Source organism: Saprospiraceae bacterium, from assembly GCA_016713025.1.
Classification (GTDB): Bacteria; Bacteroidota; Bacteroidia; order Chitinophagales; family Saprospiraceae; genus OLB9.
This window is the reverse complement of record JADJPZ010000004.1, coordinates 1439361-1451635: the sequence shown is the minus strand read 5'-3', so window position 1 is coordinate 1451635 and position 12275 is coordinate 1439361. Positions and strand designations below refer to the sequence as shown.

Below are 12275 nucleotides of genomic sequence, written 5' to 3'. Positions count from 1 at the left end.
GTTTTGATTCATATATTTAGTTGTAAAATTTAAAAGTATATTAAAATGAGTCCAATTATAGAAGACTTTATTATTCTTAAGGATCTTCAAACTAGCTACTTAAATGAAGATTCTAAAATTTATAATATTGGAGCATCAGATGAAGAAATAATTGAAGCACAATTGGCTTTTGGTGCATCTTTTCCAAATGAAATAAAAGATTTTTATAAATATGTCAATGGACATAAAATTTACCCCGATTACTATGGTTCGCCAAGACTAATTCAAGGTAAGTTTTCTTTATTTTCTCTAAAAAACGCCGTTAAGTATTATCAAGATATAGATTGGCAAGAATATGAAGATATATACGAGCTCCATTGTTTTCCAGGGAATAAGCTTTTTCCAATATTGGATGGAGGAAACTTTGATGTGTACTGGATAGACCTTAATCAAGAAAGTACTAACAAAAACCAAATTTATCAGACGAATACGTTAAGCGAACCTCACTGCTATGCTTTTCTATCTTTTGAAAATATGATTGAGACTTTTAAGATTGCTTATGAGGAGAAAATAATTTTTAAAAGTGATGAAATAATTAAAACAAAGTATCAAGAATTTTATCAATTGTGTTATGAGCAAACCGGATTGGAGATATGGAAATAATAATTTTTTTAATTAGTAAATCAAAGGAACTTATTATAAGTACCAATGAACATTAAAGTGGTAGCGGAATTATGTTGATTCTGCTGGGTGTAATTTGCAAATGCGTCCGAGTGTTATTATGACTTCGCCATAAATTAGCGTCGTAATGAATTGAATACACAAAAGCCATACGATGTAAAAAGAGTTGTGTGGCTTTTTTCTACCTGGCTGTGTGATAAAGAAATAAATAACCTTATATTTGTAGTGTCGCCAAAAGTGGTGATGCTATATAATAGGTATCTTGATGACTGAGTGATCCCGAAGGGCCGAATGCAACAGCATGAGAGGCGAAGGAATCCGAAAGGGATGGATGATGAAAGGATTGGTATATACCGACATCATCAATGACGGCGTCATCACTGCCAATACTGAAATCCTGGAGGTGACTGAACGATCCCATAGGGTAAAGCATGACAATGCTTTAAGTGAAGGAACCCGCTTTCGGCGGGATGGGCCAGCTACTATCCTTTTGGTGAACGAACCCGTTCGAGCCATACGAAATGGCTCGTGGGTGAAGTGAAACATTGAGGAGCGATTCGCTTGCGATGAAAGCATACAGATGCTTTCAAGTGACGAAACCGCAAAGCGGCAAGGAGTACATGATTTTGAAAATCACGATTAGCGTAGTCAGGAATCTTTGTGCGATAGCCAAAGAGCTCCAGCGGTCTGGAGTTCCAGGGACACTATATCCAGCTGTCAGGCTTTGACTATCGATATAAGTATAACGATTTAGAGAGGCTCAAGGATCTGGACGTAGGGATAGACATGGCATTCTTTAGGGGAATGGATCCTACTACAGGGAGATGGATGCAGGTGGATCCTAAGGCTGAAATAGATTATTTTGGTTCACCTTATCGCTATGCAATAAGCCTTATTTTTGTGGAGTCGCCAAAAGTGATGATGAGGTAATATTGAGTTTCGGGATCACTCCTGCAATAGCTAACCACAATTATGGTCAAATTAACTATAGTAATGGAGGTATTTTACTATGTGCAAGAAAAAATTAGAGTATTATGAGAATCTTTTTTTATCTGTTTACTGTTTTGGTCAGTCTAAACAGTTGTAGTAACAAGACAATATCCCAAATGGAAAATCAAAATGGTCATGATGAGTCAAGCCTTACTTTCTCAAGTAAGGATGATGTTTTGAAATGGGGTAGAAATAAATATGGATTTTCGTTTTCTGGTAAATTTGATGATCTTATGCTTAAAGGAAAATATTTCATTTTTTATGCTTATCACGGCCACGGAATAATCTACACTGATATTTATATTTTCTCTCAGAATAGCATTATAGATAAACTTTGGAAGATTGAAATAAAAAGAGTAAAAAAGTTGTGTCCTTTATTTCTTTTCTAAAGACCAGGAAAGTAATAAATAAGCCTTATTTTTGTGGAGTCGCCAAAAGTGGGGATGAGGTAATTACACATTGAGTTTGATGTATATTTTGCTGTGACCAATGAACCAAAGTGAATTTTTAAAGTTATAGCGAATAGAATTTGTTTTTGTATAGAACATGATGCACATGTCTTTACAATAACAATAATTCTGTCGCTATTATGCTCAACATGAATAAATTGGTAATAAATATTTTCGCAAACCAATTTATAGTGGACAGAAAATATTCTGCGAAATATTTAAATCATAATGTATTGTAAATTAAATAATTATGATTGTAAATTTTCGCAATCAATTTTCTGTTTGGTATATTTTGAGTATATTATCATGATTTTTTTAATATATGGTACTTAATATGTAATTTTGACCTGAAATTTGTTAATATGAGTGTTTTAGATCTTGCCAGAGTTATAATCTATCGATTTCATGAAAAAGGACTTGAAATTTTCCTTATCAACAATGAAATGGAGAATGATAGTGATATATGGAAACTTCCTGAAGGACTTTCACATACCTTGAGGAATGACGGTAAATTAAGTGTCATAGACCTTGAATCTGTAATGGATGAAAAAGGGCAAAAAATAAAAACACTCGCAATTGAAGGAGACTGGCACGATATACCTTCTATCAGGGGTATGCTTAAGCATGATATCAAACTTTTTAAGTCTATCGTCAAAGAAAATCTTCCCGGGAGTGAAAAAGGAGCATATTTTGCGGTTAAAGAAGCATTTAAAAAGGTATTACCCCATGAATATAAGGCAATGAAAGAATTGAGAGAAATCCTTTTTGACAGAAATTCTATAACCAACATCTGATCCTGTCTCTATAAAACTTGTAACTGACAAATTTGAAATAAATCCAGGTTTTAACTCCTTTCAAAGTGGAATCCTTTATTGATAATAATACAAAATACCTGATATTTAGGTTCTAAATAATCTAATTGAGTATGTCGCTTGAAGAGAACACAATTTCCGGCACCAATTTTAACTTTGATGGTGTAAAAAACATTTATCACGGTAAAGTCCGTGATGTCTACGACATTGAAGATAAGATCATCATGATCGCTACAGACAGAATTTCTGCCTTTGACCATATTCTTCCCAAAGCCATCCCATACAAAGGTCAGGTATTGAACCAGATAGCCCGTCATTTCCTTGATGCCACTAAGGATATTGTTCCCAACTGGCTGATTGCTACTCCTGACCCAAATGTAAGTATAGGATTGAAAGCTGAGTCCATCAAAATTGAAATGGTAATTCGAGGATATCTGGCGGGTCATGCATGGAGGACATATAAATCAGGAGAACGCTTGTTGTGTGGTGTCAGGATGCCCGATGGCCTGAAAGAAAATGATCAATTTCCGGTACCGATTATCACACCGACCACCAAAGCATCTGAAGGTCATGATATGGATATTTCTGTTGACGAAATATTAAGCCGCAACATAGTTAGCAAAGAAGACTGGGATATTCTGGAAAGATATACCAGAGCACTTTTCGAAAAGGGTAGTAAGATGGCGAATGAAAGAGGTCTCATATTGGTTGACACAAAATATGAATTTGGGAAAGTCGGCGATAAAATAATTCTTATTGATGAAATACATACGCCGGACAGTTCAAGATATTTTTATCTCGATGGTTATCGGGAAAGGCAATTCAGTAACGAACCACAACAGCAACTTTCAAAAGAATTTGTTCGTGAATGGCTGATACAAAATAATTTCCAAGGCTTAGATGGTCAAAAAATTCCAGTTATACCCTTGTCATTTGTTGAGGAAATATCCGAAAGGTATATTACATTATATGAAATTATTACTGGCCAAAAATTTGAAAAAGCAGATACAACCAATATTGAAAAAAGAATTAAAGTCAATGTAAATAACTGGTTGAAGCACAATTAGTTCAATACAGTATTAAAGTCCACTTAATACATTGTTTTTCCGGATACAGGAATTAGTATTTTGAAAAGATGTAATTTACTCTTTCGATAGAAATGGTGTCAAAGATAGTCGCAGGACTTTCGCCTATGATTCTGCTGATAATCTTTGAATGATCTGTATCAATACAGTTATTATGAAAATACCTTTTGACATGATTACCGGGAGAAACACGTTGACTTCTGTATGTAAACTCCTGACAAAGATTGACTTCTAAAAATGAATTGGTGATTTCAGCAAAGTACTGAGGAAAGGCTTCAAACTTGATTTGATTGCCTGTAAAAGTATATTTCGTTTCTTTATTATTAAGAGGAACGATTACTGATTTACCACCTGTAGTATCCAGTTTTCCAAACTCCAGCAATGCGGTATTTCCATCTTTAAATTGAATTGAACGCAAAGAATTAATTACAAAGGCATTTCTGATGATGGCATTCAGGCTATCGGAAATTACTGAGTTGGCTCTGCTGAAATCTCCCAGACTATCCGTAAGCAATATGCCTTTTTTGGTTTGTTGATCTATTTTGTACACACTCTTATTAGCCAGGTTTGGACTATTAAATCTATAGGATGAAGGTACGGTGAAACTGGCCTCAACCTCATCATTGCACGAAGAAAGAAAACATATAAATCCAAACGTTACTAAAGCTAAAAAGTGATACTTATGGTTATTCATAATCAAAGACTATTATCTGATATGGAGTATAACGGGAATTTTGAATAAATTATTTTCAGCATCAATAAAAAGCAAATTTTTCAGCATCAAACATCCCCAAATCGCTGATTTTTATTTTTGGAATTACCAAAAGTGCCATAAACGAAAGCGTCATATAAGGGGCAGTTAACAGGCAACCCTGACTTTTCACAAATTGCGAAATTTTGCTGTATTGCTGACCTATCTCTTCCACAGATTGATCACTCATTAAACCCGCTACCGGCAATGATATGTGTTGAAAATCATCGTATGTTACTGCAGAAAGACCACCTTGAGAAGCTATTATGAGGTTTATTGCTTTGACAATCAGGCTGTCATCATCTCCTACAGCAATGATATTGTGCGAATCATGTGCCACCGTGGAGGCTATAGCACAACCTTTCAGATTAAAATTTTTAATAAATCCTACAGCAGGTGGTGAATTTTTATATCTGTTGACAACACAAATTTTAAGTATATCCCGGTCGGAGTCTGAAACCAAATATCCTTCTTCTGATTTTGGGCTTGCAAAGTGCTTTTCGGTAATCAATGATCCATCGATGGCCTTAATTATAGGAATATCACCAATAACAAGTGGTACTTTCAAGTCATTTTCCTCTACTGGAAAACAATTAAAGTTATTGATAATGTCTGTTATCTTGAATGGTATGTCCACTTTTCCATCATGGTAAACTAATTTTCCATCACTATAGGTGTGAGTCACTTCCCATTCTACAATATTATTGATGATAATGAAGTCAGCCAATGCTCCTTCTCGTAAGCAACCAACGGGTATGTTGTAATGTTTTACCGGATTGATGCAAGCAATACGCAAGACATCAAAAATATCATATCCAAGCATCAATGCTCTTTTTACCAGCAGGTTGATGTGACCTGTTATAAGGTCATCAGGATGCTTGTCGTCACTACAAAACATAACCTGTTGTGGGAATAATCGAATCAAAGGATGTAAGACATCGAAGTTTTTGGCAGCAGAACCTTCCCGAATAATAATATTCATACCGCATGAAATCTTATCCAAAGCCTCATCAAGCATGTAACATTCGTGATCAGTCGATATGCCTGGTTTTGAATACTGTTTTGCATCTTGTCCCTTTAAACCCGGAGCGTGGCCATCAACAGGTTTTTTATAATTGTGAGCAGTTTGGATTTTCTGCATTACGATAGGATCTCCATGCAGTACCCCTGGCCAGTTCATCATTTCAGAGAGATACCATATATCATCTCTTTGCATTAGTTGTTCAATTTGTGCTACACCAATTTCATATCCTGCATTTTCGAAGGAAGTAGCCGGTACACAGGAAGGCGCCCCGAAAAAAAACTTTAAACCGGTGTTGTTAGAATTTTGAATCATGAAGTCTATTCCATCCATACCACAAACATTTGCGATTTCGTGAGGATCTGATACTGTAGCAATGGTTCCGTGTCTGAGTGCAGTTTTGGCAAATTCATATGGAGTAACCATCGAACTTTCTATGTGTATGTGCGCATCTATAAATCCCGGCAATATGTAATGATCCGGAACTTCATCTGATGTTTCTGATATTTTTTCTATTTTGTCATTTACAACGGAGATGATTCCCTTAAAAATTCTTCTATTAAGAATATCAATAATATGACCGGATACCTCCATTTATTAGGATGAAAATGATGTCGGAATAAGACCTGAGGAGAATTTACGATTTAACCTTTGCCAGCTTGATCGCTGATATGGAATTGATAATATAATAACTTCCAAAAATAATGGTTGTAAACATCAAATTGCTAAAAAGTGATGTTCTGAAAAAAGGTAAGCCTGCCAGATATGACTGCATCAATCCACTAAAATCTTTAGTGTAAAGGCTTGCAGGTGAAAATAAAGCACCGAAATTGGTGATTACATAAAATATGACCGAAGCCAGGATCGCAGCAAGAGCAACAGAAACTATATTGATTTTTTTAAGAATGATCGAAGTAGTAAAGACCACTAATACAAGTGAAATCACATTAAATATCATGTAATTTGAAAACCAAACTGTTCCTTCGACTTCTGTGAAGAAAGATCGAGCGACTGTATTATTGATCACAAAGTCAGTTAAATAAATCAAGACACACGGTAGGATAATAGAAAGATATTTTCTACCCAGAAAAGCGACTCCAAAAATCGTTATTCCCTCAGTCGGAGTAAAATTCGGTACATGTGGTATCAACCTTGAAAACGCTCCAATGATCATCAGAAGCACTACAACTATCATTTTGTTATTTGTTTTCATATTTTTTATCTTTTTAATTTTTGTATGACCTGAAATTGGCAATCTGTTCTTATATTGGTATAACGCCGAATGGACTACATTCGGATTTTAGACACTGCAAATGTACAAAATATTGCGATTTATCTAAACACAAATATCAAAAAAATATAGAAAGCTAATCAATGCCCTTTCCTTGAAAAGAAAATCCTGATTGCACATATATTTTTTTTTACAGTCATCACGGTATATTTGCGTGAAATTATAATAATTGATTACATTTGGCACAAAAAAATCACATGTTTCCCGAACTTGGTAATTTAGGTAAGAATGACTGGTGGCGATACCTTTTGGGAATTTTCATTGTCTTTATGTCTTATCTATTTGGGCAAATCATAATGTATGGTATTGTCATACTAAATTCAAGTAGTTATAATGAAGGGATCAATGCATTACAAACCTTTGAAGAAACCATGGATTTCGGGGTTCTGGGAATGCCGAAGAATTTGGTTTTTATACTGCTGATCTCCTGGTTTGCTTTTGCGATAGCCGGATTGTACTTTGTAGTCAAAACGCTGCATGCCAAAGATTTTATAAAAATGATTACCCCTAAGAGTAAGGTTGATTATTCGAAAATAATGTTTGGATTTCTATTATGGCTTATGATTTCACTTTTTTTGGAAGCAGTCAATTACAATTCGGATCCTGAAAACTATTCTTTCAGATGGGATTTAAGTACTTTTCTTCCATTGGTAGTGATTTCATTCATTTTTTTACCAATTCAGACAAGTTTTGAGGAGTTGTTTTTCAGAGGATATTTACTTCAAGGGTTTTATTGGCTTTCAAAAAACAAATGGCTCCCTATCTTGATTTCCAGCATTTTATTTGGGCTTGTACACGGCACCAATCCTGAAGTTGCCAAGTATGGATTTTGGACTATGCAGGCATATTATATATTAGCAGGTTTGTTTTTGGCATTTATCACTGTGATGGATGATGGATTGGAGCTTGCTTTGGGAGTACATGCAGCGACCAACATTTTTGGCGCTACATTATTTACTTATGAAGGAAGTGTGTTACAAACGGATAGCCTCTTTATCACGCATCAAATAGATCCATCAATGATGACTTTTACTTTTTTAATAGGAGCTTTAACCTTTATTGTCATATGTAAATACAAGTACAATTGGCCTGAATGGAATTTTATTTTTACCAGAAACAATACTTTAAATAACACTAACGCTTAGATATGTATCAAAAAATCAAACAATTTACTGCTTTCGCAATAAGGATATTTGTTATTTTGCTTTTTGCCTTAACCAATGGATCAGCTCAGCCGGAACGATGGCAGCAAGGTGCAAAATATGAAATGGACATAGACTTTGATGTAAAAAAACATCAATTTAAAGGCTACCAGAAAATGATTTTGACCAATAATAGCCCGGATACCCTGGACAAAGTATTTTATCATCTGTATTTTAATGCATTTCAGCCCAATAGTATGATGGATGTAAGGTCCAGAACGATTTTGGATCCTGACAGAAGGGTAGGAGACCGCATTTCAAAACTCAAGAGTGATGAACAGGGTTTTATTAAAGTCAGCTCACTGAAGATGGATGGCAAAAAAGTACTCCACAAAACAGTCGGTACTATCCTGGAAGTAAAACTAAGTAATCCTGTTCTACCTCATACTCAAGCTGTGTTTGAGATGAATTTTACTGGACAGGTACCTGAGCAGATCAGAAGATCGGGTAGAAATAACGCAGAAGGAATAGAATATTCGATGGCTCAATGGTATCCTAAAATGTGCAATTATGATTATCAGGGGTGGCATTCAAATCCTTATGTGGGAAGGGAATTCTATGGTATTTGGGGTGACTTTGATGTGAAAATTTCTATGCCGTCAAACTATGTTCTGGCTGGAACAGGCACTCTGCAAAATCCTAAAGAAACAGGTTATGGATACGCATCTACTGATCCAGTGAGCAGGCCAACAAAACTCACATGGCACTTTAAAGCTCAAAATGTCCATGATTTTGTTTGGGCAGCAGATCCTGATTACAAGCAGATAGTACACAAAAACCGGGATGGAACCACAGTAAGATACTTTTACCAGCCTGGCGAAAAAACGTCCGACAACTGGGAAAGGCTGCCTGCAATCATGGATGAAGCATTTGAATATATCAATACACATTATGGCAAATACCCTTTTTCAGAATATTCTTTTTATTCAGGGTGGCGATGGTGGCATGGAATACCCTATGGCAACTTTGATTACCGGGCAAAGGTCTCTTATAAGTTTAGTCGGCGTGTCTATACATGAGTTGATGCATAGCTGGTTTCAAATGGTCCTCGGGTCAAATGAAGCACTGTATCACTGGATGGATGAAGGATTTACATCTTACGCAAGTAATGCCGTCATGAATCATTTAAAAAGAAAAACTTATACCTGGGGATGCTGTCGATAACCCACACTTACAGGATGTAAAAGGTTACGTAAATTTTGCACTCAGTGGGAAGGAAGAGCCCCTGATAACACATGCCGATCATTTTATGACCAATACAGCTTATGGTGTTGCTTCTTATACAAAAGGATCTGCACTATTAGAACAGCTCAGATATATCATTGGTGAAAAAAACTTTGATAAAAGTATGCTGATGTATTTTGAAACCTGGAAATTTAAACATCCCAATACAAATGATTTTTTCAGGATAATGGAAAAGGCAAGTGGCCTTGAACTTGATTGGTTTAAGGAGTATTTTGTTCACACTACTCATCGCATCAATTACGCTATAGAAGATGTAAAAGGGAAAATGGTCATCCTACAGAACAAGGGATTAGTACCGATGCCACTTGACATTACTGTAAAAACTAAGGATGGCAAGATGTATCAGTATTACATTCCTCAGGAATTGATGAGAGGAGAGAAAAAGGATGACAAGGTATTTCGAGATGCGGTTTTGCTACCAGATTGGGCATGGACTCACCCGGAATACTCTTTTGAGATAAAACAAAAACCCAGTGATGTAGAGAGTATTGAGATAGATGTGTCAGGCAGAATGGCAGATGCTGACCGAAATGACAATGTCTGGCCACAAAAAGCAGCTCCGAAATAGATTTATTTTGAAGTGGGTAATTTAGATATCTTTTCACAACAAATGAGCTTTTTGTATATTATCATCAATACAAAATTTATAAACCAAGATCAATTTGTAACTAACTTTTCTAAACACATTTTTTTAAAATAACAAATATTGTAAAATGCACACAGATAATGAAATCAAAGAAATGGTAAGGCAGAAATATAGTGAAATCGCCTTGCAGGATAAAGAAATCAATGCTGCTTCCTGTTGCGGAGCTGGAGGTTGCAGTACTGAAGTATACAATATCATGAGTGAAGACTATGTCGAATTAGAAGGTTATGCCATAGATGCTGATTTGGGTCTGGGTTGTGGTCTTCCTACCGTTTTTGCTAAAATAAAAGAGGGTGACACCGTGATCGATTTAGGTAGTGGAGCGGGAAATGATTGTTTTGTAGCAAGAGCCGAAACAGGACCTTCAGGCAAAGTGATCGGTATAGATTTTACCACAGCGATGATTGACAAAGCACGTGAAAATACTGAGAAATTGGGCTATACCAATGTGGAGTTTCGTCAAGGTGACATTGAAGATATGCCTGTAGGCAGCAATAAAGCTGATGTAGTAGTGAGTAACTGTGTGCTCAATCTGGTTCCTAATAAAAAAGCGGTGTTTGCTGAAATATACAGAGTCCTAAAGGCAGGTGGACATTTTAGCATATCTGACATAGTACTGACCGGAAATCTTCCTGATAAACTAAAATCTGCAGCCGAGATGTACGCAGGATGCGTTGCAGGAGCCATACATAAGGATGATTACCTAAGTATGATAAAAGAGTCCGGATTTCAAAATATTACCGTCCAAAAAGATAAACCTATCAATATACCTGAAGATATATTATCCGAGTATCTTTCTCCTGAAGAGGTAAAGCTTTATATGACGATGAATACATCCATCAGGAGTATTACTGTGTATGCTGAAAAAGGCGAAAAAGTAGCATGTTGTACTCCAGGTGGTGGATGTTGTTGATGATATGACAGCGGCCTAAGTGATTAAAATCATAGTTCGATATGATGTAAGTCATTGCTATTGAGTAAATAATATACTTAATTTTGTGTATTATTTAACTCTTAAAATTTCATTATTATGAAAAATTGTATTAAATTGCACCATTGCACCATTGCACCATTGCACCATTGCACCATTGTTTAAGTTTTATTTATTAGCCATTATTGTTTTCTCTTTTGCTTCTTGTCAAAAAGAAAATTTAACTGTTACAGATGCTTTCGCTACAAAAAATGAAGGTGTTGAAAAAAGACTTACTGAAATTAATGATTTTATTGATCTGATAAAATCTGATGGAGTGGAAACCCGCAGTAGTAAAAAACAAGAATGGACTCCACAAGAATTTGAATCATTGACTGAAGATGCCATCAATGTTACGTACAGTCACAATCTTTCACATTTCAGTGAGTTTTACACAAAATTTGATACTTTGACTTTGAGACTTTCCGGCTGTAAAATTACTGAAAAAGATGCAAAAAAACTATTTCATGATATTTTGAAGGCTTCACAAGAAGTGTATAAAGCCAAATCTGCAAATCTGAAACGACTTGTCCTTGTGAGCATTGATGTAGTGAAGACAGATTGCAATCAGATACAGCTCTCTGTTATGACAAAAATTGGTCTGAAATACAAAGAGTTGCAGGTGCAAAGCAGGAATGTAGGTCCAAATATGCGCCAATTTATATTTCCTGAAGGTACCTCTTTAGAAAGACATGCCGGAGAGCCTGAGCCTTTTCAAACATTTAATCCTTCAATTGACTGTAATACTTTACAACCGGCTTGGACAGCTGATCAGATTGCTCATAAAGCATATGATAATTATACATGGTCTTTGGTTTTACCTTCTCCTGGAACATTTATTAATCAGACAACAAAAATTTGTGGATCTGCTACTCCAAATAATTGTGGTTATTGTCCAATAGAAGGTATGTGGTATGGGCCGCGATATAATGTATCAGGTTGTGCTGATTGGGAAGAACTAAACGGCTATGTTGACGTTGGTTTTGATTTTCTAGTTTCGGAAGGAAACCAACTGGGAAAATATTGTACATTCATAATGGGCCATGAAATTACTGAAACTTGCAACTTTCAAAATATGCTCGACGTATGGGGGTTTCATACAAAATGGTCCAATTGGGTACCAAATTTTCCTCCTTGTTGTTATGAATAAATT

At 35.7% G+C, this 12275-nt stretch carries 12 protein-coding genes and 1 pseudogene; 10 read left to right on the top strand and 3 right to left on the bottom strand.

What is annotated here, in order from left to right:
• Positions 1–45 precede the first annotated feature (45 nt).
• The 6 genes from IPK35_12550 to IPK35_12525 all read left to right on the top strand — a co-directional run bounded on the left by IPK35_12550 (position 46) and on the right by IPK35_12525 (position 3978).
• On the top strand, positions 46–642 hold the full coding sequence (locus tag IPK35_12550; protein MBK8054066.1) for an SMI1/KNR4 family protein: 597 nt from the start codon (positions 46–48) through the stop codon (positions 640–642).
• A gap of 319 nt (positions 643–961) precedes the next feature.
• Entirely contained in the window at positions 962–1201 is a 240-nt protein-coding gene (locus IPK35_12545; protein ID MBK8054065.1) for a hypothetical protein, read from the top strand.
• 245 nt (positions 1202–1446) lie between these two features.
• Positions 1447–1590, top strand: coding sequence for a hypothetical protein (locus IPK35_12540; GenBank protein ID MBK8054064.1), 144 nt, complete (start codon positions 1447–1449; stop codon positions 1588–1590).
• Between the two features lie 104 nt (positions 1591–1694).
• Positions 1695–2039, top strand: a complete 345-nt coding sequence (locus IPK35_12535; GenBank protein MBK8054063.1) for a hypothetical protein — start codon at positions 1695–1697, stop codon at positions 2037–2039.
• A gap of 422 nt (positions 2040–2461) precedes the next feature.
• Entirely contained in the window at positions 2462–2893 is a 432-nt protein-coding gene (locus IPK35_12530) for a hypothetical protein (GenBank protein ID MBK8054062.1), read from the top strand.
• 131 nt (positions 2894–3024) lie between these two features.
• Positions 3025–3978 (top strand): phosphoribosylaminoimidazolesuccinocarboxamide synthase, encoded by a 954-nt coding sequence (locus tag IPK35_12525; protein ID MBK8054061.1) that lies wholly within the window; start codon positions 3025–3027, stop codon positions 3976–3978.
• 52 nt (positions 3979–4030) lie between these two features.
• Here the strand turns inward: IPK35_12525 and IPK35_12520 are convergent, their stop codons facing one another.
• The 3 genes from IPK35_12520 to IPK35_12510 all read right to left on the bottom strand — a co-directional run bounded on the left by IPK35_12520 (position 4031) and on the right by IPK35_12510 (position 6981).
• On the bottom strand, positions 4031–4690 hold the full coding sequence (locus IPK35_12520) for a hypothetical protein (GenBank protein ID MBK8054060.1): 660 nt from the start codon (positions 4688–4690) through the stop codon (positions 4031–4033).
• A 61-nt stretch (positions 4691–4751) separates the two neighbouring features.
• The gene (ade, locus tag IPK35_12515) at positions 4752–6362 is read right to left on the bottom strand and encodes an adenine deaminase (protein MBK8054059.1); all 1611 of its coding nucleotides are present in this window, start codon (positions 6360–6362) and stop codon (positions 4752–4754) included.
• A 43-nt stretch (positions 6363–6405) separates the two neighbouring features.
• Positions 6406–6981 carry a hypothetical protein gene (locus tag IPK35_12510; GenBank protein ID MBK8054058.1) on the bottom strand — a complete coding sequence of 192 codons (576 nt, stop codon included), beginning with the start codon at positions 6979–6981 and terminating at the stop codon, positions 6406–6408.
• Between the two features lie 275 nt (positions 6982–7256).
• Between IPK35_12510 and IPK35_12505 the strand changes: the two genes are divergently transcribed.
• The 4 genes and pseudogenes from IPK35_12505 to IPK35_12490 all read left to right on the top strand — a co-directional run bounded on the left by IPK35_12505 (position 7257) and on the right by IPK35_12490 (position 12272).
• Positions 7257–8204, top strand: coding sequence for a CPBP family intramembrane metalloprotease (locus IPK35_12505; GenBank protein MBK8054057.1), 948 nt, complete (start codon positions 7257–7259; stop codon positions 8202–8204).
• A gap of 2 nt (positions 8205–8206) precedes the next feature.
• A pseudogene (locus IPK35_12500) lies at positions 8207–10074 on the top strand (M1 family metallopeptidase).
• A gap of 145 nt (positions 10075–10219) precedes the next feature.
• Positions 10220–11065: an arsenite methyltransferase gene (locus IPK35_12495; GenBank protein MBK8054056.1), complete on the top strand. Its 846-nt coding sequence runs from the start codon at positions 10220–10222 to the stop codon at positions 11063–11065.
• A gap of 175 nt (positions 11066–11240) precedes the next feature.
• On the top strand, positions 11241–12272 hold the full coding sequence (locus IPK35_12490; protein MBK8054055.1) for a hypothetical protein: 1032 nt from the start codon (positions 11241–11243) through the stop codon (positions 12270–12272).
• Positions 12273–12275: the final 3 nt, after the last annotated feature.